This is a genomic window from Dietzia sp. MNB45 (assembly GCF_051994785.1).
In the GTDB taxonomy this organism is placed as follows: Bacteria; Actinomycetota; Actinomycetes; order Mycobacteriales; family Mycobacteriaceae; genus Dietzia; species Dietzia kunjamensis.
In genome coordinates, this window is record NZ_CP163397.1 from 1,460,653 (window position 1) to 1,486,595 (window position 25,943).

Consider the following 25,943-nt stretch of genomic DNA (forward strand, 5'->3'; position numbering starts at 1 on the left):
CGCGCGGTGACCGACGTACCCGGGGACCGTCCGGACGACGCACCCCTCGATGCACGTCCCGGCGGGCCGGACGGCACGCCGGATGACGGGCCGGGCCACCCGACCGCCGACGGGGGAGCGGGGGACCGGGCGTCCGAGGGCGGCCCGGAGGCCACGTCCACGGATGACCCGGACCGCCGGCTCGCCGCGGCCACCGTCCGCAGCTCCGACGAGCGGGTCCGGCACTCCGACCCGGCCGTCCGCGCGCGGCTGCGGCGGCGCCGCCGACGCACCAACCGCATCTACGCCGGACTCGGGGTGGCACTGGTGGTGCTGCTCCTCGGCTACATCGCCCTGTACTTCCTGCCGGTGTTCTCGGTCCGCGAGGTCAGCGTCGAGGGCACCCGGACGATCCCGTCCGAGGTGGTGACCGAGCGCGCCGCCGTGGTCCCCGGGACCCCGCTCCTCCAGGTGGACACGCACGCCGTCGCGCGGCGGGTGGCCGGACTCCCGCGGGTCGACCAGGTGACCGTCAAGCGCGACTATCCCTCGGGGCTGCGGATCGAGTTGATCGAGCGCACCGCCCTGGTGGTCGTGGAGGTCGGCGGGACCCAGCACCTCGTGGACGCCCAAGGCATCGACTTCGGCCCCGGTGAGCCCCCGCCCGGCACGCCCCTGCTCACCGTCGGGGACGCGGCCGGCGCTGACCTGCCGTCGATCGTCCGCGATCTGGCGACCGTGTTCGCCGAGGTGCGCGGCACGGCGGGTCAGGAGATCGCCTCGGTCGAGGTGGAGACCCCCGCGTCCATCGTCCTCACACTCGCCGACGGGCGGATCGTGGAATGGGGCGCGGCGGGGCGGGATCACGAGAAGGCCGTCGCCCTGCAGATGGTGCTCGAGCAACCGGGCCAGATCTGGAACGTGTCCAACCCCGCGCTGCCGGCCTCGCGGTAGCCCGGTCACGGGCCGGTGGACACGACACGCCCGCGAGCCTCGTGGACGCGCGGGGCTGCTGGACCTACCGTGTGTGCAGACGGCGGAAAAGGCCTCTGACCAGCAAGTTTAACCCTCAACTAGAGGGTGAGACTTTAGGCTCGCGGAACTTTCGTCGAGACAGCATGCAACCGAGCACGACACCCCCATAGGAAGGCCGGGCCTCGATGAGCTCACCGCACAACTACCTCGCAGTCATCAAGGTCGTCGGGATCGGCGGCGGCGGCGTCAACGCGGTCAACCGGATGATCGACGAGGGGCTCAAGGGCGTCGAGTTCATCGCCGTGAACACCGACGCGCAGGCCCTCCTCATGTCGGACGCCGACGTCAAGCTGGACGTCGGCCGCGAGCTCACCCGCGGGCTGGGCGCCGGCGCGGACCCCGAGGTCGGTCGCAAGGCCGCCGAGGACCACAAGGACGAGATCGAGGAGGTCCTCAAGGGGGCCGACATGGTCTTCGTCACCGCCGGTGAGGGCGGCGGGACCGGCACCGGCGGCGCGCCCGTCGTGGCCGCGATCGCCCGCAAGCTCGGCGCCCTGACGGTCGGCGTGGTCACCCGCCCGTTCTCGTTCGAGGGCAAGCGCCGCGGAGGCCAGGCCGACACCGGCATCGACCAGCTCCGCGAGGCCTGCGACACGCTCATCGTGATCCCCAACGACCGCCTGCTCCAGCTCGGCGACGCGGGCGTGTCGATGATGGAGGCCTTCAAGACCGCGGACGAGGTCCTCCTCAACGGCGTCCAGGGCATCACCGACCTCATCACCACGCCCGGCGTGATCAACGTCGACTTCGCCGACGTCAAGGGCGTCATGTCCGGGGCGGGCAGCGCCCTCATGGGCATCGGCTCCTCCCGCGGGGAGGGACGCGCGTTCAAGGCCGCCGAGGCCGCCATCAACTCCCCGCTGCTCGAGACCACGATGGAGGGCGCCAAGGGCGTCCTCATGTCCATCGCGGGCGGCAGCGACCTGGGTCTGTTCGAGATCAACGAGGCCGCCACGCTCGTGCAGGAGGAGGCGCACCCGGACGCCAACATCATCTTCGGCACCGTCGTGGACGACTCGCTCGGAGACGAGGTCCGTGTGACCGTCATCGCCGCCGGGTTCGACGGCGGGTCCCGTCCGGTCACCGCGGGCGCGGGACAGTCGCGTCGCGGCCGCCACCACCTCGACGACGACGAGTCGGTCCCCGGCGCCTCCGGCGACACCGGCGGTGCCTCCGAACTCGGCTCGACCCCCCTCGACGGCCGCCGCCGCGAGGAGTCGGCCTACCCGGGTCCCGCCTCCTCGGCCGGCAACGCGGCTCCGGCCGCGGGATCCTCCTCCCGCCGCCGTGACGAGGACGACGACATCGACGTGCCGCCGTTCATGCGGCACTGACGGTCCGTTCCATGGCACCCGACGGCACGGGGCGCGTACGCCGGGTGGTCACCGACCGCCGGGGCGGCGCGTCGACCGGAGATTTCGACTCGTTCAACCTCGGCGACCACGTCGGGGACGCCCCGGCGGCGGTGGCCGCCAACCGGGCGCGGCTCGCCCGTCGACTCGGCCTGCCCGCGACCGACGTCGTGTGGATGGACCAGGTCCACGGCACCCGCATCGCCCGCGTCACCCGTCCGACGGGCGGCCCGGTCCCGGCCACCGACGGACTGGTGACCGATCGGCCGGGCCTGGCGCTGGCGGTACTCACCGCCGACTGCGTCCCGGTCCTGGCCGCGGACTCCGAGGCCGGGGTGATCGGGGCCGTGCACGCGGGCCGGGTCGGCGCCGTCGGCGGGATCGTCCCGTCGCTCATCGGGGCCATGACCTCCCTGGGTGCCCGGCCCGAGCGCATCACCGTGCTCCTCGGACCCGCCGCGGCGGGGGAGCACTACGAGCTGCCCCCCGAGATGGTGGACGAGGTCGAGGCCGCTCTGCCCGGCAGCCGCGCCCGGACCGTCGCGGGGACCCCCGGGGTGGACCTCCGTCGGGGCATCACGCGCCAACTCGCCGGGCTCGGCGTCACCCGCGTCGACTCCGACCCGCGCTGCACGATCGCCGAGGAGTCACTGTTCTCCTATCGTCGACAGGGGCGGACCGGGCGCCAGGCCAGCGTGATCTGGCGGCAGCAGTAGAGACCCGGGGCCGGCGCACCCGCCGGCCGGGAGGAGGAAGAGCGGACATGACCGATCCCAGGGCGGACGAACTCGCCACCAGACTCGCCGCGACCCGGCAACGTCTGGACGCGGCGCGGGCGGCCGCGGGACGGACCGATGAGGTCGACCTCGTCGTCGTCACCAAATTCCACCCCGTCACCGACGTCGTCCGGCTCGCCCGCCTCGGGGTGCGCGACGTCGGGGAGAACCGCGTCCAGGAGGCCGCGGCGAAGGTCTCCGATCTGGCCGCCGCCGACGCCGAGCTGGCCGCGGCGGTGCGCTGGAACATGGTGGGTCACATCCAGTCCAACAAAGCCGCTGCGGTGGCCGGGTGGGCCGACCGCGTCCACTCCGTCGACTCGGCCAAGGTCGCCGACGGCCTCGAGAAGGGCCGCGCCCGCGCCGCCGGGGAGCGCGACGACGTCACCCCGCTGCCCGTCCTGCTCCAGCTGAGCCTGGACGGTGACACCTCGCGCGGCGGAATCGCTCGTGAGGACCTGCCCGGCCTCGCCGACCACGTGGCCGGTCTCGGCCACCTGCGCCTGGCCGGGCTCATGGTCGTCCCCCCGCTCGAGGGCGGGGCGAGCGCCCACTTCGCCGACGCCGCCGAGGTCGCGGCCGCGCTGCGCCGCGATCACCCCGACGCGGTGGAGTTCTCCGCCGGGATGTCCGGGGACATCGAGGAGGCGGTCGCCGCGGGTTCGACCTGCGTGCGTGTCGGAACGGCCATCCTCGGCCCCCGACCAGTAGTTTGAGAGCCAGCCTCGCGGGGACACCCGCCCGCGAAGAACACACGCCCGCGACGACCCCGTTACCAGGAAGGTCCCGGAAGATGAGCGCAATCGCCCGGTTCAAGGAGTACTTCGGAATGGCGCCCGTCGCGGCGTACGACGACGAGTACCTCGACGACTACGACCGGCCCGTCCACCACGACGTGCGTGCCCCCCGCGGCATCCACGAGACGGACGACCTCGGCCCGATCGCCCGCGACCGTCGGGACGACTACGGCTACGCCGCCGACCGGTACCTGGAGGAGCCCGCCCCCCGAACCCGGATCGCCGACCTCGACCCGGTCGACGAGCGCCCGGTCGCCCCGCGCCGCGGTGACATTGACGAGCCGGCCCCCCGCCCGCGCCGCTACCACGCCGCCGAGGCCGGGGCCCGCGCCACCCTGCGCGGCGTTCCCGCCACCCGCGGCGCCGTCGCGCTCGCGCCCGAGGAGGACTTCGTGGAGGACGGACTGGTGACCGTGCCCGAGACCGTTGTGGAGCGCCCCCGCGGCTTCGGCGACGGCAAGAGCCTCGGCGAGCACTTCCGCGCCGGCCGCGCCGTCGTGCTGGACCTCTCGACCATGGCCTCCGGGGATGCGCGCCGCATGGTGGACTTCGCCGCCGGACTCGTCTTCGGCCTCGACGGCCGCATGGAGAAGGTCGCCGACCGCGAGCGGACCTTCCTCCTGCAGCCCGCCGGCATGGACCTCACCGAGGCCGAGGTCCGCGACGCCGTCAACGGCGCCTTCCGGCGCTGACGCAGCCGACCCCGTTGACCACGGCCGACAGGACGCCGGTGACGGCGCGACGTCGCGGGCCAGTAGGGTTACACCGTGCGTGAAATCCTGCTGGTCCTCTACATCATCACCCAGATCTTCTGGTACATGCTCCTCGCCAGGATCGTGGTCGAGATGATCGCCTCGTTCTCCCGCGGGTGGAGCCCCCGTGGCGTCCTCGCCGTGGTACTGGAGTGGCTGTTCACCGTCACGGACCCGCCGGTCAAGGCGCTGCGGAAGGTCATCAAGCCCGTGCGCCTGGGCCAGATCTCGCTGGACCTGTCGGTGCTGGTGCTCTTCGTCATCATCATCGTCATCCAGGTGATCCTGCGTGGCCTCATGATGAGCGTGGCGTGAGGCCCCGTTGCGGCCGCTGGTGACGCGCGGGCCGATTGTGACTAGATTGGCCACCGTTAAGGTAGTAATGAAGTCGCGGGTCCGGTGCGACAACGCCGGGCCGGCACCCGAGACGACCACGAGGGGTATCCCATGCCGTTGACTCCAGCCGATGTGCACAACGTCGCGTTTTCCAAGCCGCCGATCGGCAAGCGGGGCTACAACGAGGACGAGGTCGACCAGTTCCTCGACCTGGTCGAGACGGAGCTCGCGGAACTCGTCTCGGACAACGAGGACCTCCGCCAGCGGGTGGAGGAGCTCACCAAGGATCTCGAAAAGGCGCGCAAGGCCGCCGACGAGTCCGGCAAGTCCTCCGGCGCCGCCACCGGCGGCTCGGGCGCGGCACAGCAGCCGGCCGCCCCGGCGCCCGCGCCGACCCCCGCGCCCGCACCTGCTGCGGCCGCCGCGCCGACTACCCCGACTCCCGCCGCCGCTACCCCGTCGCTGGGCAAGAGCGAGGACGACGGCGCCGCCAACAACGAGACCCACCTGCGCGCCGCCCGCGTCCTGGCCATGGCCCAGGAGATGGCCGACCGGCTCACCGGCGAGGCCAAGAAGGAGTCCGACGGACTCATGGCCAAGGCCCGCAGCGAGTCCGACCGGCTGGTGGGCGACGCCAAGTCCCAGTCTGATCGCCTGGTCGGCGACGCCAAGTCCCAGTCCGAGAAGATGGTCGGCGACGCCCGCAAGGAGGCCGACAAGATCCTCACCGAGGCCAAGAGCAAGTCCGACGGCATCGTCAAGGACGCCCAGGCCCGGTCCGAGCAGCAGGTCAAGGAGGCGCAGGCCAAGGCCGACGCCCTGCAGGCCGACGCCGAGCGCAAGCACACCGAGATCATGGCCACCATCAACCAGCAGCGTGGCGTGCTCGAGAGCCGGATCGACCAGCTGCGGACGTTCGAGAAGGACTACCGCAGCCGCCTCACCAGCTACCTGGAGAACCAGCTCTCGGAGCTCGGCAAGACCGGATCGGCCGCCCCGGCCGCCCCGGCGGCCACTGCGGCCTCGTCCACCCCGGGCGGCCCGGCGGCCTCGTCCGCGGCCGGCGAGGGTACCGGCAGTGCCGGCGCCCCCGGCTCGTCCGACCAGTCGGCAAAGAAGGACGGCGGTCACCGCGCCGAGTGATCCACTCCGCGTGACCGATGCGGTCCCCGCCCCTGCCCAAGGGTGCGGGGACCGACGTATATTCGGGGTGGGGGACGGGGCCACCGACGGTGCGACCCCCTTTCCCCATCGCACAGCTCCCAGAATTCGCCCAACACCAGGATTCGCCCACCAGGAGGCACGGATGCTCGTCGCCGCGCTCGGACTGACGGTCCTCGGTTTCGCCTTCCTCGTGGCGGCCGTCGCGACAGGTCAGATCGGGTGGGCGTGGGCGTGCATCCTCGTCGGGGCCCTGGGGCTCATCCTGCTGCTGGTCGACCTGGTCCGTGGGCGCGCCGAGCGCGACCGCGAGCCGCGGATGACCTCGGAAGAGGCGGACGCCCGCACCGACGGGTAATATCGGAACCTGTCCGGCCGTGAGCCGGACGCGCGGAGATCCGGCCATCACCGGGGAGTGCTCGGAAGAACGGTGGGACCCCGCACGGCGGGGACCGCTCAGTAGAACCGAACGGGGGAGCCCGTCACAGCCCGACCCACGAGTGGGCGTCGCACGTCGTCGCCAAACGGGGTGGTACCGCGGACGGAACGCGCCAGACGCGATCCGGTTCGTCCCCGAGCGCAGGCCTGACGGCCCCACGGATGCGAACTCGTGCGGGCCCCGTACGCGAGGAGTCCGCCGACATGAGCACCGAACCCGTAGCGACCGAACGCGCCGACGGCGAGCCCGCTGCCACCGGCAGCGCGTACCCCGTGCTCGATCTCGCCGGGGGCGCCACGTCCCAGACGCCGTCGTTCCCCGCCCTCGAGGAGACGGTCCTGCAGCGGTGGGACGAGCGCGACACGTTCCGCGAGTCCATCCGTAACCGTGCGGACGCGCAGGAGTACGTCTTCTACGACGGGCCCCCGTTCGCCAACGGCCTGCCCCACTACGGTCACCTGCTCACCGGGTACGTCAAGGACGTCGTCCCGCGCTACCGCACCATGCGTGGGTACAGGGTCGAGCGCAGGTTCGGCTGGGACTGCCACGGCCTGCCCGCCGAGCTCGAGGCCGAGAAGCAGCTCGGCATCACCGAGAAGTCCCAGATCCTCGACATGGGCCTGGCCGAGTTCAACAACGCCTGCGAGATGTCGGTGCTGCAGTACACCGACGAGTGGGAGAAGTACGTCCACCGCCAGGCCCGCTGGGTGGACTTCGACAACGACTACAAGACCCTCGACATCGACTTCACCGAGTCCGTGCTGTGGGCCTTCAAACGGCTCTACGACAAGGGGCTGATCTACAAGGGCTTCCGCGTGCTGCCGTACTCCTGGTACGAGCAGACGCCACTGTCCAACCAGGAGACCCGCCTGGACGACGCCTACAAGATGCGTCAGGACCCGGCCGTCACCGTCGGGCTGCCCCTGGAGGCCCCTCAGGACAGCCCGTTCCACGGCGCCGAGGCACTGGTGTGGACCACCACGCCGTGGACCCTGCCCTCCAACCTCGCCGCCGCCGTCCACCCCGAGATCGACTACTCGGTGGTCCGGGTCGACTCCGGTGAGTTCGCCGGGCGGAGCTTCGTCATCGCCGAGGCCCGTCGCGGCGTCTACGCCGCCGAGTTCGGTGAGGACGCGGAGGTCGTGACGACCGTCAAGGGCTCTGAGTTGGTGGGCCTGCGGTACACCCCGCCGTTCGACTTCTTCGCCGGTCACGCGGGTGCGCACGTCGTGCTCTCGGCCGACTATGTCACTACCGAGTCCGGTACCGGCGTCGTCCACCTCGCGCCCGCCTTCGGTGAGGAGGACAAGGACGCCTGCGACGCCGCCGGGATCGAGCTCGTCATCCCGGTGGGCCCGGACGGCAAGTTCACCGCCGAGGTGCCGCCGTACGCCGGCCAGCTCGTCTTCGACGCCAACGCGCCCATCTCCCGCGATCTGCGGGCCGATGGCCGGTTGATCCGCCACGAGACCATCGAGCACTCCTACCCACACTCCTGGCGCTCCGGCCAGCCGCTCATCTACATGGCGCTGCCCGCGTGGTTCGTCAAGGTCACCGCGTTCCGGGACCGCATGGTCGAGCTCAACCGCGAGCACATCACCTGGATGCCGGAGCACGTGCGCGACGGCCAGTTCGGCAAGTGGCTCGAGGGCGCCCGCGACTGGAACATCAACCGCAACCGCTACTGGGGCGCCCCGATCCCGGTGTGGGAGTCCGACGACCCCGCCTACCCGCGGGTCGACGTCTACGGGTCCCTCGACGAGTTGGAAGCCGACTTCGGCGTCCGGCCCACCGACCTGCACCGCCCGTACATCGACGAGCTGACCCGGCCCAACCCGGACGACCCGACCGGCAAGTCGACCATGCGCCGCATCCCGGACGTGTTCGACTGCTGGTTCGAGTCCGGGTCGATGCCGTTCGCCCAGGTCCACTACCCCTTCGAGAACAAGGAGTGGTTCGAGACCCACAACCCGGGTGACTTCATCGTCGAGTACAACGGGCAGACCCGCGGCTGGTTCTACACCCTGCACGTGCTGGCCACCGCGCTGTTCGACCGTCCCGCGTTCACCCATGTCGCCGCCCACGGGATCGTCCTGGGCAACGACGGTCTCAAGATGAGCAAGTCCAAGGGCAACTACCCGGACGTCAACGAGGTGTTCTCCCGCGACGGCTCGGACGCCATGCGCTGGTTCCTCATGAGCTCGCCGATCCTGCGGGGCGGCAACCTCGTGGTGACCGAGCAGGGCATCCGCGAGGGCGTCCGCCAGGCCATGCTGCCGCTGTGGAACTCCTACAGCTTCTTCCAGTTGTACGCCTCCCGCCGGGCCACCTGGCGTACGGACCCGGAGCACGTGCTGGACCGCTACATCCTGTCCCGCCTGGCGTCCACGCGCGACGCCATGACCGAGGCGCTGGACGCCACCGACATCGCCGCGGCCTGCGACGAGCTGCGCCTGTTCGCCGACGCCCTGACCAACTGGTACGTCCGCCGGTCGCGCTCCCGGTTCTGGGCCGGCGAGGACAGCGGCCAGGATTCCCGCGACGCCTTCGACACCCTCTACACGGTGCTCGAGACCACCATGCGCCTCGCCGCGCCGCTGCTGCCGCTGATGAGCGAGGTCGTGTGGACCGGGCTCACCGGTGAGGAGTCGGTGCACCTGGTGGACTGGCCGGCCGCCGACGAGCTGCCGCACGATGCCGACCTGGTCGAGGCGATGGAGGCCGTGCGCGACGTGTGCTCCACCGTGTCCTCGATCCGCAAGGCCAAGCACCTGCGGGTGCGCCTGCCGCTCAGCTCGCTCACGGTGGCCATGCCCGACGCAGAGCGGCTCCAGCCGTTCACCGGTCTCATCGCCGACGAGGTCAACGTCCGCGAGGTGAGCCTCACCAGCGACGTGGCCACCCACGGGCGGATGGAACTGGCGGTCAACGCGCGCGCTGCCGGCCCGCGGCTGGGCAAGCAGGTCCAGGCCTGCATCAAGGCCGCCAAGTCCGGTGACTGGACCGAGACCGACGGCGTCGTGGTCGCCGGCGGCGTCGAGCTGCAGGAGGGCGAGTACGAGCACCGGCTCGTGGCCGCCGATCCCGAGTCCACGGCGGCGCTGCCCGGCGGTGCCGGCCTGGTGGTGCTGGACCTGACGGTCACCGAGGAGCTCGAGGCCGAGGGCTGGGCAAAGGACCGGATCCGCGAGATCCAGGAGGCCCGCCGCGGTGCCGGTTTCGACATCTCCGACCGCATCCGGGTGCGCATGGAGGTGCCGGCCGCCCGCCGTGAGTGGGCGGACCGTCACGCGCAGCTCATCGCCGGCGAGGTGCTGGCCACCGACTTCGCCGTGGTCGACGCACTGGACCCGGCAGACGGGGACCCGGTCGACCTCGCCGAGGGCGTCCGGATGACGCTGGCTCGGGTCTGACCGGCGGCTCGTCATGGGTGGCGGGCAGGACCGCTGGGTCCTGCACGTGGACATGGACGCGTTCTTCGCGTCCTGCGAGCAGCTGACCCGGCCAACCCTGCGGGGTCGGCCGGTGCTCGTGGGCGGTCAGGGCGGCCGCGGTGTGGTGGCGGGGTGTTCCTACGAGGCGCGAGCCAAGGGTGCCCGCTCGGCCATGCCCTCACACCAGGCGCGGCGCCTGGTGGGGCCGGGCGCGGTGTTCGTCTCGCCGCGGATGCCGGTCTACCGGGCCCTGAGCCGCCGGGTGTTCGAGGTGTTCGCCGAGCACGCGCCGGTCGTGGAGCAGATCTCCGTGGACGAGGCCTTCCTCGAGCCACCGGAGCTGCGGGGCGCCGACGCCGACCGCACCCGACAGTGGGCGCATGAGTTGCGTGCCGCCATCCGTGCCGCGACCGGGCTCCCGGCGTCGGTGGGGGCGGGCGCGGGCAAGCAGTACGCCAAGATCGCCTCGGAGCTGGCCAAGCCGGACGGTGTGGTGGTGGTGCCACGCCGCGACCACGCCGAGGTGATGTTCCCGCTTCCGGTGCGGAGCCTGTGGGGAGTGGGTCCGGTGGCGGGGGAGCGGCTGGCGCAGTTCGGGGTGGCGACCATCGGCGACCTCGCAGCGATGGACGACGACGACGTGGCCCACGCGCTCGGCAAGACGGTCGGCCCGGCGATCGCCCGGATCGCGCGGGGGTACGACGACCGGCCGGTGCACGAGCGGGCCGAGGCCAAGCAGATCAGCGCCGAGAGCACGTTCGCCGCCGATCTCACGACGTCGGGTCAGGTCGCGGCCGCGGTGCGGCGGGCGGCCGAGGCGGCGCATCGCAGGCTGCTCTCCGACGGCCGTGCGGCGCGGACGGTGACGGTCAAGGTCAAGCGCTCGGACTTCACCTCGATCACCCGCTCGTACACGTTGCCGGTGGGCACCACGTCGCTGGAGACGATCATCGGGGTGGCGCGCTCGCTCGCCCCGGACCCCGTCGACTTCGGGGCGATCCGCCTGCTGGGCGTGGGGGTGTCCGGCCTCACCGATCACTACCAGGACGCGCTGTTCGAGCAGGAGTTCGTCCCCGTGGACCGATCGGGACACGACGACGACGACGAGGACCTGCCCGACATCGTGGGGGTGGGCACCACCGTCACCACCGACGAGTCCGAACCGGGCGACGACGTGACCGGACCCGCGGACGAGGGGACGGCCGACGGACGGGCGGCGGGGGAACTCCCGGCGATCGGGGCGTGGCGGCAGGCCGGGCATCAGCGTTTCGAGACGGGCGCGGATGTGCGACACCCGGAGTTCGGGCACGGCTGGGTCCAGGGCTCGGGCCACGGGCGGGTGTCGGTGCGGTTCGAGACGGCGGCGACGGGCCCCGGTCGGATGCGCACGTTCGCCGAGGACGATCCGGACCTCGAGCCCGCGGACCCGCTGGACTCCCTGGGGTGGTGACCCGGCGGCCCCGCGCCGGCCCGCCGACGCCCGGCCCTGCTGCAGCCGCTCCTCGGGATGGCGCCTCGCCCCCGCCGACGCCCGGCCCTGCTGCAGCCGCTCCTCGAGATGGCGCCTCGCCCCCGCCGCGGGGCACGCGAGACGCCAAGGGCGCGTGCGGCTGCGGCGGGGCGGGCAGGGCGCCAGCACACCCCCGGCTGACCGCGCTGCCTCTCTGCGCTGCCCTGCGCGGTGTGAACGCCCGCCGGCGCCCCGCCAGCCCCGCAACCGCCGGCCCCGCAACCGGCGACGTCTGCTCGTCAGCTGTAGAGGTGGTAGCGCCCCCACTTTCGGCGCACCTCTGCGGCCGCACCGTCGCCGCCGGCGCCGTCTGCACTGCCCGCGGTGGACAGCAGCGCGGCGAGCAGGACCCGGGCTCGCCCGGATCGCAGGTATCCGCAGCTCAGCACGCCACGAGCGGCGAGCTCCGCGCCACCGCCCGGGCCGCCGTAGGTCGAGGTCGCCTCACCCCGCGGCACCCGGCTGGACGCCACCACCACGATGTCCGGCCGGTCGTCCGCCAACCGTGCGACCGCGTCCGCGACGAGTGGCGGCAGATTGCCCGAGCCAGAGCCTTCCAGCACCAGCCCGCGGGCACCGGCGTCGACGGCGGCCCACACCGCGACCGCGTCCGCGCCGGGCGGGCACGCCACGACGTCGACGCGGGTGTCGGTGAAGCGGGCCCGGCCGGTGAGGGTGGGGCGTTCGAGCTCCGGGGGCAGGTCCTCGACCGGGTGCTCGGGCGAGTTGCGGGCGAAGGCGACGGGATCGGTCGTGTGCCATTTACGTACACCGCGGGCCTGCAGGATGGCCCGGCCCAGGACCACCAGCACGCCCAGGTCGCGGGAGACGGGGTCGGCGGCCAGCAGGACGGCGTCCAGGAGGTTGGCAGGCCCGTCGGCCCCGGGATGGTCGGCCGGGAGCTGGGCCCCGGTGAGCGCGACGGGCCGCGGGTCGTCGTGGTGCAGGTCGAGGGCCATGGCGGTCTCCTCGAGGGTGTCGGTCCCGTGGGTCACCACGACCCCCGACACCGACGGATCGGACAGCGCGTCACCCACCGCGTCGACCAGCAGGTCCCACTCGGCCGGGCCGAACGTGGAGGAGTCGGCGTCGAGCACGGCGCGCGCGCTCACGGTGATCTGGTCCGGCAGCACCGCCCTCAGGCCGTCGAGCATGGCCTGCGTCGCGGGGTCGGAGTCCCCGGCCACGACCGCTCCCTCCGGCGTGGTCGAGGCGGTGATCGTGCCTCCCGTGGTGCAGATCACGATGTGGGGGGTATCGGTGCTGGTCTCGGCGCTGGTCACCCGCTCCACAGTGGTGTGCGGGCGGCCCGGCGTCAACCTTCCCGGCCGCTGACGATGGAACAATGGCTCATCGATGTTCGTTGGGCCGGTGACCCGGCCCGGAGCCATGCCCGGCTCGGTACCGCATGCCCGGTGCCGCACATCTCGACGAAAGGACCCCGCGTGAGTCTTCGACGGACCATCGCCGCAGTCTCCCTGTCCGCCTTCGCACTGGGCGGCCTCGCCGCCTGCGGAAGTGACGACGACGGCCCCGGGCCCCGGGGCACAGCAGCCCCCGCGCCCACTACCAGCGCCCAGGAGACCACTATCCCCACCGCCGAGGAGCTGACCCAGCTGCTCGACCGGGCCTCCGACCCCGCGGTGCCGGTGGAGGAGAAGGTTGACCTGGTGGAGGGGGGCGCGGAGGCGCCCGAGATCTTCGACCAGATCGCCGCCCTCAAGGCCGAGCAGGGCGCCGACGTGACGATCACCGGCGCGGCGGAGGGGGACATCCCCGGCACGCTCATCGCCAACGCGGTGATCTCCCAGCCGGGCCAGGAGGACATCAACGTCCAGGCCCAGTTCATCAACCAGGGTGGTCAGTGGCAGCTGCAGAAGGCGTTCGCCTGCGCGCTCATCACCAATGCCGGGCTGGAGCCGCCGGCCACGTGCGCCGCGGCCTGACCGCACCTCAGCGCGCCGTCGGCCCGGACTGACAGCGAGGCCTGACCAGCGTCAGTCCACGCTGCGGAACCGCAGCACCGAGTCCTCGTCGTAGGTCGTGCGTCGTCCCGAGTCGGGATCGACGTAGACGGCCCGCGTCGAGGACTCGGTCGTTCCGCCCACCGGCACCGGGGCTCGTAGGTCCACCGTGAGCTCGCCCGAGCCGGTGACCTCGTAGGACTCCACGTCGAGGGTCACGCCCGGCCCGCCGTCGGGGGCCGGGGCGGCCAGGGTGCCCGCCGGGTCGGGAGCGGTGGTACTCGACCGGACGGTGGCGACGTCGCCGTCGACGTCGACGAGTTCGTAGGTGGTGACCCTCGTCGGGGCCACGGCGTCGTCGACCCGGCGGGTGACGGTCCAGCGGGCGCCGACGCCGATCTCTTCGGTGGGGAACGCCACTGTCGCGTCCGACACCGCGTTGGCGGTGATCTCCACTCCGGCGCGGGCGGCGTCGGTGGCCCCAGAGGGGGCCGCCAGCGACAGTTCCCGGACGATGCCGTCGGCACTGCGGGTCCAGGTGACGGTGAACCCGGGGGCGGTGGAGAACTGGGCGTTGCGGAGTTCGTCCACGGACGTGAACTCCCGCGCGGTCACGGTCGCCCGCTGCGCGCCGTCGACGTCGGGCTCCGATCGTCCCTCCACGGTGAGGGTCTGCGCCGGGGTGTCGTCGGTGCGCGGCTCGGCTCCCGGGACCTCGGTCCGCGAGTTGGCGGAGCGGGTTATCGCCACGACCGACGGTTCGCGCGAGGGGGCATAGGCCAGGACTCGCCGCTCGCCCTCGCCGGCGTCGATGAGGTCGACGACCGGGGCGGGACCGGGGTCGACGGTCACCTCGGGCTCGAGGGCATCCGTCCCCTCTGCGGCGGACGAGCCCGGGCCGCCGTCGGCGGGGCCCGCGGCATCGTCCCCGGCGCACGCGGAGGTGCCGGCCACGAGCGTCACGGCCAGCGCGGCCGCGAGGAGACGGTGACCGCGACGAGCGGTTCGGGAGGGGCCGGGGGAGACGGTCGATCGCGGGTCCACGGTCCCGAGCCTAGAGGGTCGCCCGCCCGGCGCCGTCGGGCCCGCGGCCGGATCAGGGATACTGGAGCCCATGACGGAGACCAACGGGACGCCGCCCGACGCGTCGGGGCCCACGCCCGGCAGCGCGGCGCCACAGGGTGACTCACCCGCGAGCACTGCGCCCCACGACCCCGCGCGCCGCGACACCGCGCGCCGCGACACCGCGCCCTCCAACCCCGCGCCGCACTACTTCCGGCGCGGGCCGGTGGCAATGCTGGTGATCGCCGCGGTGATCGTCGCCCTCGACCAGATCGCCAAGGTCCTGGCCGTGGCGAACCTGGAGGACTCGCGGCCCGTCGAACTCGTCGGCGACACGGTCCGTCTGGTCCTGCTGCGCAACCCGGGAGCCGCGTTCTCCATGGGCACCGAGTTCACGGTCGTGCTGAGCATCGTCGCCACCGTGGTGGTGGCGGGCCTGCTGTGGTTCTCCCGCAGGGTCCACTCCCGGTGGTGGGCGTGGGGCCTCGGACTGATCCTGGGCGGCGCCGCCGGCAACCTGGTGGACCGCTACTTCCGTGCGCCCGGCATCCTGCAGGGCCACGTCGTGGACTACATGTCCGTCGGCTGGTGGCCCGTGTTCAACGTGGCCGACGCCAGCCTGGTCACCGGAGTGATCGTGGTGGCCGTGGCCGTATTCCGCAACGTCGACTTCGACGGTTCGCGGGTATCCGAGACGCTCGCCGGCGACAAGAAGGCCCCTGCCGACCCCGCCGCCCCCGCCCACGAGAAGGACCCCGCCGATGGGTGAGGTCCGCACCTTCCCCGTCCCCGACGGGCTCGACGGCATGCGCGTCGACGCCGGTGTCTCCCGGCTCCTGGGCATCTCGCGGACCGCGGTCGCAGACCTGGCCGGCGAGGGCAAGGTCCTGCTCGACGGGCACACCGTGGGCAAGTCCGACAAGCTCACCGGGATGTCCTGGATCGAGGTCGAGATGCCCGAACCGCGGGCCGAGCCCGCCGTGGTCGCCGAGCCGGTCGAGGGGATGGCGGTCCTGTACTCGGACGCGGACATCGTCGTCGTCGACAAACCGGTCGGTGTCGCCGCGCACGCGTCCGTCGGCTGGACCGGCCCCACGGTGATCGGCGGCCTGGCCGCCGCCGGGTACCGCATCTCCACCTCCGGCCCGCCGGAGCGCAAGGGGATCGTCCACCGCCTGGACGTCGGCACGTCCGGACTGATGGTGGTCGCGGCGTCCGAACGCGCGTACACGCTGCTCAAGCGGGCGTTCCGCGACCGGACCGTCGACAAGACCTACCACGCGCTGGTGCAGGGCCACCCCGATCCGCTGTCGGGGACCATCGACGCGCCGATCGGCCGGCACACCTCGTCGGACTGGCGCTTCGCCGTCACCTCCGACGGCAAGCACTCGATTACCCACTACGACACCCTCGAGGCGCACCAGGCCGCGACGCTGGTGGAGGTCAAGCTCGAGACCGGCCGCACCCACCAGATCCGCGTGCACTTCTCCGCGCTGCACCACCCGTGCGCGGGCGACCTCACCTACGGCGCCGACCCGGTCCTGGCCAGGCGGCTCGGCCTCGAGCGGCAGTGGCTGCACGCGGTGGGGCTGGGCTTCGAGCACCCGGGCACCGGCTCGCGCGTCGACTTCACCAGCACCTACCCCGACGATCTCCAGCACGCGATCGACGTCCTGCGCTCGGCATGACCCTCGCCGCGCGGGTGCTGAAGATCGCCGGCGTGGGGGTCGTGATCGTGGTGGCGTTGGTCGCGATCCTCACCGCGCTGCGCACCGACCCGCCCCGGAGCCCCGGCGTCATGACCGACGCCCTGGGACCCGAGGACGGCGAACGCGTCGACGACTACCTCGCCCGCGCGGCCGACTCACTGGTCACCGCGGGCGGCGGGGGAGATGCCGCACGGGGTTCCGGCGGAGATGACGACGACGACCACGACGACGACAAGGCCCTCGCCTCCGACCCCGACGCCCGTCGCTGGGCCCTCGTGACCGCAGGCTGGGCGTGGACGGTCCCCGAGGCGGCCGGCGTGGTCCGGGAGCTGCCGCGCGTCTCGGGGCTGTACGTGCAGGTGCCGGTCGACGGGGTCGCCATGCCCGTCACCGGGGTGACCCTGGCCGAGCCGGTGGCGGGGGAGTCGGGGCGCGAGCCCGTCTTCCACCGCGGCCTCGAGCAGGTGACCCGGCGGCTCGAGGCCGGACCTCCGTCCGGGCCCGGGGTGCCACAGCCGCCCGACGCCGGGCGGGCCGCCGCGACCGCCGCCCTCACCGTCTCGCGGATCCGTGCCGGTGAGCCGGCGATCATCGGGCTGCTCGCCCGCGGCACCACCGAGCAGTTGCGCGCGGTGGCCGACCAACCGTGGGTCCGCGCGGTCGAGGCCCTGCCGCCGGACGCGGTATGGGAACGCTTCGCCGTCCGCCCGCTGCAGCCGCAGCAGGTCGACGCGGCGTACCCGCTGCCCGACGGCGGCCCCGTCCCGGCCGCCTGACCGGTCCCCGCCCGTCTGACTGGCCCCCACCCCCGAAAGGGCTCGATGTGCGGGGCCGATCCGGGGCCTGGCTAGGGTTGCGCCGGTGAGCAGCGAGGTGCCGAGCCGGCGGGTGAGCAACAGCGAGAAGTCGGTGGCCGGCGGGATGGTCGCCGGCATCGCCGCGTACACCCTCTGGGGGTTCTTCCCCGCGTTCTTCCCGCTGCTCGAGCCCGCCGGCGCCGTCGAGATCGTCGGCCACCGGATCGTGTGGTCGCTCGTCGTCATGGCCGTCGTGCTCACCGTGCTGCGGCGCTGGCGCGACCTGTGGGCCATCGACCGCGTCTCGTGGGCCCGGGTCGGCGGGGCCGCCGTCTTCATCACCGCCAATTGGGGCGTGTACGTGTATGCGGTCAACTCCGAGCGCGTCACCGAGGCCGCCCTCGGGTACACGATCAACCCGCTGGTCAGTGTCCTGCTGGGCGTCCTGTTGTTCCGCGAACGACTCAATCGCCCACAGTGGCTCGCGGTGGCCCTCGCCGTCGTCGCCGTCGGGGTCCTCACCGCCGGATACGGCCACTTCCCGTACCTCTCGGTGATCCTCGCGATGAGCTTCGGCATGTACGGCGTGCTCAAGAAGAAGCTGCGCGTTGACCCGGTGATCGGGATGACGGGCGAGGTGCTGGTGATCGCCCCGTTCGCGCTGGCCCTGCTGCTGTGGCTGGGTGCGACCGGCGCGGGCACGTTCACCACCGACGGCGCCGGGCATTCGGTGTTGCTGGCCACCGCCGGGCTCGTCACCGTGGTGCCGCTGCTGCTGTTCGCCGTGGCCGCGCAGCGCATCCCGCTGGCGACCGTGGGCATGCTGCAGTACATCGTCCCGGTGCTGCAGATGGCCTGGGGACTGCTCGTCGTGGGCGAGCGGCTCGACGCCGTGCAGTGGGTCGGGTTCGCGCTCATCTGGGTCGCGGTGATCGCATTCACGCTGGCCGGCAGGCAGCCACGCTCGGCCCGCGCTGGGGTTTCGGGGACTGTCGGGGATCCGACCTACACTGGGCCGGACGAGTCGTAGGAGGAATGCTGCGTGGGCGGATCCCAGTTCGTGCATCTGCACAATCACACCGAGTTCTCGATGCTCGACGGGATGGCGCAGATCGACCCGCTGTTCGCGGAGGCCTCCCGGCTCGGCATGCCGGCGGTCGGGATGACCGACCACGGCAACATGTACGGCTCGTCGGACTTCTACAAGCAGGCCGTCAAGACCGGCATCAAGCCGATCATCGGGATCGAGGCGTACGTCGCCCCCGAGTCGCGGTTCAACAAGAAGCGCGTGCTGTGGGGCGAGAAGAACCAGAAGAGCGACGACGTCGCGGGCTCCGGCGCGTACACCCACATGACGATGGTGGCCGAGAACGCCACCGGCCTGCGCAACCTCTTCCGCCTGTCCTCGCTGGCCTCCTACGAGGGGCAGCTGGGCAAGTGGGCGCGCATGGACGCCGAGATCCTCGCCGAGCACTCCGAGGGGATCATCGCCACCTCCGGCTGCCCCTCCGGTGAGATCCAGACGCGGCTGCGCCTGGGCCACAGGAAGGAGGCCTACGAGGCCGCGGAGAAGTGGCAGTCGATCTTCGGCAAGGACAATTTTTTCCTCGAGTTGATGGACCACGGGATCGACATCGAGCGCAGGGTCCGCGAGGACCTCCTCACGCTCGGCAAGGACCTGGGGATGCCGCCGTTGGTGACCAACGACTGCCACTACGTCACCCGCGAGCAGGCCCACTACCACGAGGCCATGCTCTGCGTGCAGACCGGAAAGACCCTCGCCGACGAGAACCGCTTCAAGTTCGACGGTGACGGCTACTTCCTCAAGTCCGCCGACGAGATGCGCGCCCAGTGGGACACCGAAGTCCCCGGCGGCTGCGACAACACCCTGTGGATCGCCGAGCGCGTCCAGCCGTACGACGACATCTGGGCCCCCAAGGACCGGATGCCCAAGTTCCCCGTCCCCGACGGCGAGACCGAGGACACCTGGCTGGCCAGGGAGGTCCAGAAGGGTCTGGAGTGGCGGTTCCCGGACGGCGTCCCGCAGGAGTATCTCGACCGCGCCGCGTTCGAGCTCGAGGTCATCGAGGGCAAGGGTTACCCCGGCTACTTCCTGGTGGTCGGTGACCTCATCGAGCACGCCCGCTCCATCGGTATCAAGGTCGGACCCGGCCGAGGCTCGGCCGCCGGCGCCCTGGTCGCGTACGCGCTGAAGATCACCAACATCGACCCGATCGAGCACGGGCTGCTGTTCGAGAGGTTCCTCAACCCCGAGCGTCCGTCGGCGCCGGATATCGATATCGACTTCGACGACCGCCGTCGCGGCGAGATGATCCGCTACGCCTCCGACAAGTGGGGCGCCGACAAGATCGCCCAGGTCATCACGTTCGGCACCATCAAGACCAAGGCCGCCATCAAGGACGCCGCGCGCGTGAACTTCGGCCAGCCCGGCTACGCGATCGCCGACCGGATCACCAAGGCACTGCCGCCGCCGATCATGGCCAAGGACATCCCGCTGTCCGGGATCACCGACTCCAAGCACGAGCGCTTCGGCGAGGCCGCCGAGGTCCGTCAGCTCATCGAGACGGACCCCGACGTCAAGCGGATCTACGACACGGCCCGCGGGCTCGAGGGCATGGTCCGCCAGGCCGGCGTGCACGCCTGCGCGGTCATCATGTCCTCCGAGCCGCTGCTCGACGTGATCCCCATGTGGAAGCGCGCGCAGGACGGCGCCATCATCACCGGCTGGGACTACCCGTCGTGTGAGGACATCGGCCTGCTCAAGATGGACTTCCTGGGCCTGCGCAACCTCACGGTGATCGGCGACTGCCTGGAGAACATCAAGCTCAACCGGGGCGAGGAGATCGACCTCGACGTCCTGAGCACGGACGACCCCGCGACCTACGAGCTGCTCGCCCGCGGTGACACGCTGGGCGTGTTCCAGCTCGACTCCGGCGGCATGCGCGAGCTGCTCAAGCGGATGAAGCCCACCGGCTTCAACGACATCGTGGCCGCCCTCGCCCTGTACCGCCCCGGGCCGATGGGCATGGGGACGCACTGGAACTACGCCGACCGAAAGAACGGCAAGCAGGAACTGGTGCCCATCCACCCCGAGCTCGAGGAACCGCTCCGGGAGATCCTCGGCGAGACCCACGGCCTGATCGTGTACCAGGAGCAGATCATGGCCATCTCCCGCGAACTCGCGGGATACACGGCCGGTGAGGCCGACGGCTTCCGTAAGGCCATGGGCAAGAAGAAGGCCGAGGTGCTGGCCGCCGAGTACGAGAAGTTCTCCGGCGGCATGTTCGAGCGCGGTTTCTCCAAGGACGCCGTCGACGCACTGTGGGGCACCATCGAGCCCTTCGCCTCGTACGCGTTCAACAAGTCGCACGCGGCCGGCTACGGCCTCGTGTCCTTCTGGACCGGCTACCTCAAGGCCAACTACCCGGCCGAGTACATGGCCGCGCTGCTCACCTCCGTCGGCGACGACAAGGACAAGGCCGCCCTGTACCTGTCCAACTGCCGCCAGATGGGCATCAAGGTCCTGCCGCCGTCGGTCAACGAGTCGCGGACCAACTTCCTGTCGGTGGGCACCGACATCCGCTTCGGACTGGGCGCGGTGCGCAACGTCGGCGCCCAGGTGGTGGACTCTATCGTCGCCGCCCGCGAGGCGAAGGGCGAGTTCGGCGACTTCTCGGACTACCTGGCCAAGATCGACCAGACCGCCTGCACCAAGAAGGTCACCGAGTCGCTCGTCAAGGCCGGCGCGTTCGACTCGCTCGGCCACCCGCGCAAGGGCCTGTTCCTGGTCCACGCCGACGCGGTGGAATCGGTGATGTCCACCAAGAAGGCCGAGGCGGTGGGGCAGTTCGACCTGTTCGGCGGGGGAGATGACGCCGAGGCCGACTCGGGCTTGGGCGACGTCTTCGCCGTCCGGGTCCCCGACGAGGAATGGGACATCAAGCAGAAGCTCGCCCTGGAACGCGAGATGCTGGGCCTGTACGTGTCCGGGCACCCGCTCGACGGGCTCGAGGCCGCCCTGGAGGCCAAGACCGACACCACCATCGCCACGATCCACGAGGGCGAACTCGCGCACGGCACCGCCGTGACGATCGGCGGGATCATCTCCGGCGTCGACCGGCGGGTCAACAAGAACGGCGAGCCGTGGGCGATCGTCACCATCGAGGACTTCAACGGCAGTGTCGAGGTGCTGTTCTTCCCCAAGACGTACCGTCTCGCGGCGATGGACATCGCCGAGGACGCGGTGGTGCTGGTCAAGGCGCGCATCAACATCCGTGAGGACCGCGTCTCGGTGTTCGGCGACACCCTCGAGGTGCCCGACCTGGTCGTCGGTGGCAACGGGGCGCCGCTGGCGCTCACGCTGCCGACGCGGATGTGCACCATCGAGACCGTCACCGCGCTCAAGCAGGTCCTGGGGCGGCACCCCGGACCGTCGGACGTGCACCTGCGGTTGGTCAACGGAAGTTCGTCGACCGTCCTGCGGCTCGATGACCACCTGCGGGTCGAGACCTCGTCCTCGCTGATGGGCGATCTCAAGGCGCTGCTCGGCCCCGGCTGCCTCACGGGCTGACCGGGTTGACGGTGATCGTGGGCGCGGTGGGACACTGGTGGCTGTGACCGTCACCGATTCCGCCACGACCCAGGTCGTCACCCCCGACGACATCGACGCCGCCGCCCGCCGGATCGGTGACGTGGTCCGGTGCACCGACCTCCAGGTCAGTGAGCGGCTGAGCGAGCAGACCGGCGCGCACATCCTGCTCAAGCGGGAGGACCAGCAGGACGTCCGCTCGTACAAGATCCGCGGCGCCTACAACCTCATGGCGCAGCTGAACAGCGACGAGCGCAGTGCCGGCGTCGTGACGGCCAGCGCCGGCAACCACGCCCAGGGCGTCGCCTTCGCCTGCCGGGTGCTGGGCATCAACGGCCGGATCTACGTGCCGACCAACACGCCCAAGCAGAAGCGCGACCGGATCCTCGCCCACGGTCGCAACTCGGTCGAACTCGTGGTGACGGGGACGAACTTCGACGCCGCCCAGACCGCCGCCCGAGCCGACGCCGCGCGCACCGGCGCGACGATGGTGCCGCCGTTCGACCACCCCGACACCATGGCGGGACAGGGCACGATCGCCGCCGAGATCCTCGCCCAGCTCGACGAGACGCCCGATGCCGTGGTGGTCCCCGTCGGCGGTGGCGGGCTGGTCGGTGGGCTGGCGACCTACCTCGCCGAATACGCGCCGGACTGCAAGATCATCGCCGTCGAGCCCACCGGGGCGCCTTCGTTGACCCGGGCACTCGAGGCGGGGGAGCCGGTCACCCTCGACACCGTCGACACCTTTGTGGACGGCGCATCGGTCGCGCGCCTGGGCGAGTTCCCATTCGGCGTCATCTCCTCGATGTCCGAGCGGATCCAGGTCCTCACCGTGGACGAGGGCGCGGTGTGCACCGAGATGCTGGAGCTCTACCAGAACGAGGGCATCATCGCGGAGCCCGCCGGCGCCCTGGCGGTGACCGCGCTGGAGCAAGTCGACATCGACGAGGGTGCCACCGTCGTCTGCCTCGTCTCGGGGGGCAACAATGACGTCTCGCGGTACAGCGAGATCATCGAACGCTCCCTGGTCCACAAGGGCCTCAAGCACTACTTCCTGGTGAAGTTCCCGCAGGAGCCCGGCCAGCTGCGCCGCTTCCTCGACGAGGTGCTGGGGCCCGAGGACGACATCACGCAGTTCGAGTACCTCAAGCGAAACAACCGCGAGTACGGCGCCGCGCTCGTGGGCATCGAGCTGGGCTCGGCCACCGGCCTGCACTCGCTGCTCGAGCGCATGGACGCCTCCCGCATCGACTGTGAGCGCCTCGAGCCGGGCACCGCGGCGTACGAATACCTGACCTGACCTGACCTGATTTCACGCGCGGGCGGCGTCCACCGTGACGTCGTCTCAGCGCGTCCGCAGCACCGCGAAGCCGAACGCCTGGCAGAACACCGAGTCGTCGTCGGCGACCGCCCCCGAGGCGAACACCGCCTCGCCGGCTAGCGGGACCCGCGACGGCTCGGTGCCCAGGTTCACCACCAGCGCCAGCGACCCGCGGTGGACCACGAGCCATCGGTTGTCGTCGGCCTCCACCCCGCAGTCGACCCTGACCGAGCCCAGCCACGGGTCGCTGAGCTCGGGCTCGGCCTTCCGCAGAGCGATGAGCGCACGGTAGGTCCGCAGGATCTCGGCGTGCTCATCGACCGACTGCTCCGTGCGGTCGAGCACCGAGCGACGGAACGTCTCCGGATCCTGCGGGTCCGCCACGGTTTCCGGATCCCAGCCCATCGCCGCGAACTCTCGGGTCCGGCCCTGGCGGACCGCCTCGGCCAGCTCCGGCTCGGGATGCGAGGTGAAGAAGCAGAACGGTGTCCGCGCGCCCCACTCCTCACCCTGGAACAGCATCGGGGTGAAGGGCGAACAGAGGACGATGGCGGCCTTGGCCAGCTGCTGCTGGGGCGTGAGGTTCATCGACGGCCGGTCGCCGGCCGCGCGATTGCCCACCTGGTCGTGCGTCAGCGTGTAGGCCACGAACCGCGACCCCGGCACCCGGCTCACATCCAGCGGCCGCCCGTGCACGCGCCCGCGGAACGTCGAGAACGTCCCCGCGTGCAGGAACGCACCCGTGATCACCTGTCGCAGCGACTCGAGCGACCCGAAGTCGGCGTAGTAGCCCTGCCGTTCCCCCGACACGGCGGCGTGGACGGCGTGGTGCACGTCGTCGTCCCACTGCCCGTCCAGCCCGAGGCCGCCACCTTCACGCGCGGTGACCGTCCGCGGATCGTTCTGATCCGACTCGGCGATGAGCGAGAGCGGCCGCCCGAGATGGGTCGCCAGCGACTCCACCTCCACCGTCAACTGCTCCAGCAGATGCACGGCCGAGGCGTCGTGCAGCGCGTGCACCGCATCCAACCGCAGCGCGTCCACGTGGAATTCGTCGAACCAGCGCAGCGCGTTGTCGATGATATAGCGCCGCACCTCGCCCGAGTGCTCACCATCCAGGTTGAGCCCCGACCCCCACGGACCGTCCGCGGCCGACAGGTACGGCCCGAACTCCGGCAGGTAGTTCCCGGACGGCCCCAGGTGGTTGTAGACCACGTCCAGACACACCGCGAGCCCTCGAGCGTGGCAGGCGTCGACGAACTGCTGGAACGCGTCCGGCCCGCCGTACGGCTCGTGCACCGCGAACCACACCACCCCGTCGTAGCCCCAGCCGTACTCGCCGTTGAACGCATTGAGCGGCATCACCTCGACCATGTCCACGCCCAGCTCGACCAGCTCGTCGAGGTGCTCGATCGCGCTGGTCAGCGTTCCGCCGGCCGAGAACGTGCCCACGTGCATCTCGTAGATCACCGATCCGGGCAGCTGCCGTCCCGTCCACGCCTGGTCCGTCCAGCGGGACTCCTCGAGGCGGTGTACCCGAGACAGCCCGTGGACCCCGTTCGGCTGACGCGGCGACCGCGGGTCGGGCCGCGGCGGGCTGACCTCGTCGTCGTCGCCGGTCACCACGAACCCGTAGTCCCTGCCCTGCTCCCGGGGGATGCCGGACGTCCACCAGCCGCCCGGGGCGCGTCGCATCGGAACCGGGTCGGCGTCGGGGGAGTCCAGCACCAACCCCACCGCGCGGGCCTCGGGCGCCCAGACGGAGAACATCTCGTCGCGCGGGTCGGCGCCGGCGGGGACGGTCGTGGCGGTCGCGCTCGTGTCGGGCGGGGTCGCTTGGCTCGGTGAGGTCACACCGCCCAGCGTAGGGAAAACGCGCCGCCGCGGGGAGGGGCGAACGACACCCGCAGGCCGAACTGCGCGCATCAACGACCGACGGCGATACTGGGGCCATGACAGAGTCCCCGGCCCGCGTGCTCCGGCTCACCGCCGGACCGGACGTGACGGGGGAGTACGAGGAGAAACGCTCCAGGTTCGTGGCCGTGCTGAGACGGTGCGACGACGAGGAGGACGCCCGCGCCCTGATCGCCGAACTCCGGGCGGCGCACCCGTCGGCTCGCCACCACTGCAGTGCCTTCATCGTGGACGTTCCCCGGGCCAGCCGAATCGAGCGGTCAAGCGACGACGGTGAACCCTCCGGCACCGCCGGCACCCCCATGTTGGACGTGCTGCGGGGACGTGGCCTCACCGGGGTGTGCGCGGTCGTGGTCCGGTGGTTCGGCGGCACCAAGCTGGGCACCGGCGGGCTGGCGCGGGCCTACTCGGCGGCGGTGTCCGGGGCGGTCGACGCCGCGTGGCGGGACCGTCGCGTGGCGGAGGTGACCCGCACCCCCGCGTGGACGGCCGAGGTCGACCACTCGGTGGCCGGCGGTCTCGAGGGGGCACTGCGCTCCGCCGGGGCCCGGGTGATGGATGTCGACTACGGCCGGCGCGTGCGGTTGACCGTGGCGGGCGAACTGGACGTGGTCGGGCCGATCCTGGCCGCGCGCACCTCCGGCGGGGTCGAGTGGGAGACCGCCGGGGTGGCCACCACCGAGAACGCGGCAGTTCGCCGGGATGTGGAATCCTGACTACATGAGCATGCAGCCCTACCAGCCGAACTCGATCGAACAACAGAAGCAGCAGGTCCGCAAGGATGCGCGCACCACCGCTATCGCTCTGGGCGTGACGGCCGTGTCGCTGCCGATCGCGCTGTTCGCGGCTGAGGCGATGATCGTCGTGGTGATCGTGGCCGCCATCGTGGCGATCTACAACGGCAACAAGGTCCGCAAGGCCATCTCCGGCAAGAACGACCAGAAGCGCGAACTGTACTGACGCGAGCCGTGCTGATCCGGCTGCGGCCCGGGTGGG

The 25,943-nt window shown here is 71.6% G+C and carries 22 protein-coding genes; 19 read left to right on the plus strand and 3 right to left on the minus strand.

Annotated features, from left to right (window positions below):
- Positions 1-6: 6 nt before the first annotated feature.
- From AB5G72_RS07085 to AB5G72_RS07130, 10 genes are all read left to right on the plus strand, one after another.
- A complete protein-coding gene (locus AB5G72_RS07085) occupies positions 7-933 on the plus strand; it encodes a cell division protein FtsQ/DivIB (protein ID WP_440221296.1) in 927 nt (308 codons plus the stop codon).
- A gap of 206 nt (positions 934-1,139) precedes the next feature.
- Positions 1,140-2,348: a cell division protein FtsZ gene (gene ftsZ / locus AB5G72_RS07090; RefSeq protein ID WP_440221297.1), complete on the plus strand. Its 1,209-nt coding sequence runs from the start codon at positions 1,140-1,142 to the stop codon at positions 2,346-2,348.
- Positions 2,349-2,359: 11 nt separating this feature from the next.
- The gene (gene pgeF, locus AB5G72_RS07095) at positions 2,360-3,082 is read left to right on the plus strand and encodes a peptidoglycan editing factor PgeF (protein ID WP_301162977.1); all 723 of its coding nucleotides are present in this window, start codon (positions 2,360-2,362) and stop codon (positions 3,080-3,082) included.
- Positions 3,083-3,129: 47 nt separating this feature from the next.
- On the plus strand, positions 3,130-3,858 hold the full coding sequence (locus AB5G72_RS07100; protein WP_440221298.1) for a YggS family pyridoxal phosphate-dependent enzyme: 729 nt from the start codon (positions 3,130-3,132) through the stop codon (positions 3,856-3,858).
- A 77-nt stretch (positions 3,859-3,935) separates the two neighbouring features.
- Positions 3,936-4,631 (plus strand): cell division protein SepF, encoded by a 696-nt coding sequence (locus AB5G72_RS07105; protein WP_185951763.1) that lies wholly within the window; start codon positions 3,936-3,938, stop codon positions 4,629-4,631.
- 75 nt (positions 4,632-4,706) lie between these two features.
- Positions 4,707-5,006: a YggT family protein gene (locus tag AB5G72_RS07110; RefSeq protein WP_082923774.1), complete on the plus strand. Its 300-nt coding sequence runs from the start codon at positions 4,707-4,709 to the stop codon at positions 5,004-5,006.
- 132 nt (positions 5,007-5,138) lie between these two features.
- Positions 5,139-6,170, plus strand: a complete 1,032-nt coding sequence (locus tag AB5G72_RS07115; RefSeq protein ID WP_206474311.1) for a DivIVA domain-containing protein — start codon at positions 5,139-5,141, stop codon at positions 6,168-6,170.
- A 163-nt stretch (positions 6,171-6,333) separates the two neighbouring features.
- A complete protein-coding gene (locus AB5G72_RS07120; RefSeq protein ID WP_132063168.1) occupies positions 6,334-6,546 on the plus strand; it encodes a hypothetical protein in 213 nt (70 codons plus the stop codon).
- Positions 6,547-6,830: 284 nt separating this feature from the next.
- Positions 6,831-10,040, plus strand: coding sequence for an isoleucine--tRNA ligase (ileS, locus tag AB5G72_RS07125; protein WP_440221299.1), 3,210 nt, complete (start codon positions 6,831-6,833; stop codon positions 10,038-10,040).
- Positions 10,041-10,053: 13 nt separating this feature from the next.
- The gene (locus tag AB5G72_RS07130) at positions 10,054-11,511 is read left to right on the plus strand and encodes a DNA polymerase IV (RefSeq protein WP_440221300.1); all 1,458 of its coding nucleotides are present in this window, start codon (positions 10,054-10,056) and stop codon (positions 11,509-11,511) included.
- Positions 11,512-11,810: 299 nt separating this feature from the next.
- Here AB5G72_RS07130 and AB5G72_RS07135 read toward each other — a convergent pair whose 3' ends face one another.
- Positions 11,811-12,854: an asparaginase gene (locus tag AB5G72_RS07135; protein ID WP_440221301.1), complete on the minus strand. Its 1,044-nt coding sequence runs from the start codon at positions 12,852-12,854 to the stop codon at positions 11,811-11,813.
- Positions 12,855-13,016: 162 nt separating this feature from the next.
- On the opposite strand from AB5G72_RS07135, the gene AB5G72_RS07140 reads away from it, so the two are divergent.
- Entirely contained in the window at positions 13,017-13,517 is a 501-nt protein-coding gene (locus tag AB5G72_RS07140) for a hypothetical protein (protein ID WP_069389284.1), read from the plus strand.
- A gap of 51 nt (positions 13,518-13,568) precedes the next feature.
- On the opposite strand, the gene AB5G72_RS07145 is transcribed toward AB5G72_RS07140, so the two are convergent.
- The gene (locus AB5G72_RS07145; protein ID WP_440221302.1) at positions 13,569-14,579 is read right to left on the minus strand and encodes a hypothetical protein; all 1,011 of its coding nucleotides are present in this window, start codon (positions 14,577-14,579) and stop codon (positions 13,569-13,571) included.
- Positions 14,580-14,649: 70 nt separating this feature from the next.
- On the opposite strand from AB5G72_RS07145, the gene lspA reads away from it, so the two are divergent.
- The 6 genes from lspA to ilvA all read left to right on the plus strand — a co-directional run bounded on the left by lspA (position 14,650) and on the right by ilvA (position 23,012).
- On the plus strand, positions 14,650-15,366 hold the full coding sequence (gene lspA, locus AB5G72_RS07150; protein WP_440221303.1) for a signal peptidase II: 717 nt from the start codon (positions 14,650-14,652) through the stop codon (positions 15,364-15,366).
- Complete coding sequence (locus tag AB5G72_RS07155) at positions 15,359-16,285, plus strand: RluA family pseudouridine synthase (protein ID WP_120285828.1); 927 nt, start codon at positions 15,359-15,361, stop codon at positions 16,283-16,285. The genes lspA and AB5G72_RS07155 overlap by 8 nt, the downstream gene beginning before the upstream one ends.
- Positions 16,282-17,082, plus strand: a complete 801-nt coding sequence (locus AB5G72_RS07160) for a hypothetical protein (RefSeq protein ID WP_440221304.1) — start codon at positions 16,282-16,284, stop codon at positions 17,080-17,082. The genes AB5G72_RS07155 and AB5G72_RS07160 overlap by 4 nt, the downstream gene beginning before the upstream one ends.
- 145 nt (positions 17,083-17,227) lie before the next feature.
- Positions 17,228-18,133, plus strand: a complete 906-nt coding sequence (gene rarD / locus AB5G72_RS07165; protein ID WP_120285928.1) for an EamA family transporter RarD — start codon at positions 17,228-17,230, stop codon at positions 18,131-18,133.
- Between the two features lie 12 nt (positions 18,134-18,145).
- Positions 18,146-21,694 carry a DNA polymerase III subunit alpha gene (gene dnaE / locus AB5G72_RS07170; RefSeq protein ID WP_440221305.1) on the plus strand — a complete coding sequence of 1,183 codons (3,549 nt, stop codon included), beginning with the start codon at positions 18,146-18,148 and terminating at the stop codon, positions 21,692-21,694.
- A 43-nt stretch (positions 21,695-21,737) separates the two neighbouring features.
- Positions 21,738-23,012 carry a threonine ammonia-lyase IlvA gene (ilvA, locus tag AB5G72_RS07175; protein WP_440221306.1) on the plus strand — a complete coding sequence of 425 codons (1,275 nt, stop codon included), beginning with the start codon at positions 21,738-21,740 and terminating at the stop codon, positions 23,010-23,012.
- 45 nt (positions 23,013-23,057) lie between these two features.
- Here ilvA and treZ read toward each other — a convergent pair whose 3' ends face one another.
- Positions 23,058-24,887 carry a malto-oligosyltrehalose trehalohydrolase gene (gene treZ, locus AB5G72_RS07180; RefSeq protein WP_440221307.1) on the minus strand — a complete coding sequence of 610 codons (1,830 nt, stop codon included), beginning with the start codon at positions 24,885-24,887 and terminating at the stop codon, positions 23,058-23,060.
- A 98-nt stretch (positions 24,888-24,985) separates the two neighbouring features.
- Between treZ and AB5G72_RS07185 the strand changes: the two genes are divergently transcribed.
- Entirely contained in the window at positions 24,986-25,663 is a 678-nt protein-coding gene (locus AB5G72_RS07185) for an IMPACT family protein (protein WP_440221308.1), read from the plus strand.
- Positions 25,664-25,667: 4 nt separating this feature from the next.
- Positions 25,668-25,907 carry a hypothetical protein gene (locus AB5G72_RS07190; protein WP_440221309.1) on the plus strand — a complete coding sequence of 80 codons (240 nt, stop codon included), beginning with the start codon at positions 25,668-25,670 and terminating at the stop codon, positions 25,905-25,907.
- The last annotated feature ends 36 nt before the right edge of the window (positions 25,908-25,943 follow it).

Excerpts from the sequence above, each read along its gene's own strand:
- ftsZ (WP_440221297.1), top strand. The coding sequence starts at position 1,140 with ATGAGCTCACCGCACAACTACCTCGCAGTCATCAAGGTCGTCGGGATC.
- pgeF (WP_301162977.1), top strand. The coding sequence starts at position 2,360 with ATGGCACCCGACGGCACGGGGCGCGTACGCCGGGTGGTCACCGACCGC.
- AB5G72_RS07100 (WP_440221298.1), top strand. The coding sequence starts at position 3,130 with ATGACCGATCCCAGGGCGGACGAACTCGCCACCAGACTCGCCGCGACC.
- AB5G72_RS07105 (WP_185951763.1), top strand. The coding sequence starts at position 3,936 with ATGAGCGCAATCGCCCGGTTCAAGGAGTACTTCGGAATGGCGCCCGTC.
- AB5G72_RS07115 (WP_206474311.1), top strand. The coding sequence starts at position 5,139 with ATGCCGTTGACTCCAGCCGATGTGCACAACGTCGCGTTTTCCAAGCCG.
- AB5G72_RS07120 (WP_132063168.1), top strand. The coding sequence starts at position 6,334 with ATGCTCGTCGCCGCGCTCGGACTGACGGTCCTCGGTTTCGCCTTCCTC.
- ileS (WP_440221299.1), top strand. The coding sequence starts at position 6,831 with ATGAGCACCGAACCCGTAGCGACCGAACGCGCCGACGGCGAGCCCGCT.
- AB5G72_RS07130 (WP_440221300.1), top strand. The coding sequence starts at position 10,054 with ATGGGTGGCGGGCAGGACCGCTGGGTCCTGCACGTGGACATGGACGCG.
- lspA (WP_440221303.1), top strand. The coding sequence starts at position 14,650 with ATGACGGAGACCAACGGGACGCCGCCCGACGCGTCGGGGCCCACGCCC.
- AB5G72_RS07155 (WP_120285828.1), top strand. The coding sequence starts at position 15,359 with ATGGGTGAGGTCCGCACCTTCCCCGTCCCCGACGGGCTCGACGGCATG.
- AB5G72_RS07160 (WP_440221304.1), top strand. The coding sequence starts at position 16,282 with ATGACCCTCGCCGCGCGGGTGCTGAAGATCGCCGGCGTGGGGGTCGTG.
- rarD (WP_120285928.1), top strand. The coding sequence starts at position 17,228 with ATGGTCGCCGGCATCGCCGCGTACACCCTCTGGGGGTTCTTCCCCGCG.
- AB5G72_RS07185 (WP_440221308.1), top strand. The coding sequence starts at position 24,986 with ATGACAGAGTCCCCGGCCCGCGTGCTCCGGCTCACCGCCGGACCGGAC.
- AB5G72_RS07190 (WP_440221309.1), top strand. The coding sequence starts at position 25,668 with ATGAGCATGCAGCCCTACCAGCCGAACTCGATCGAACAACAGAAGCAG.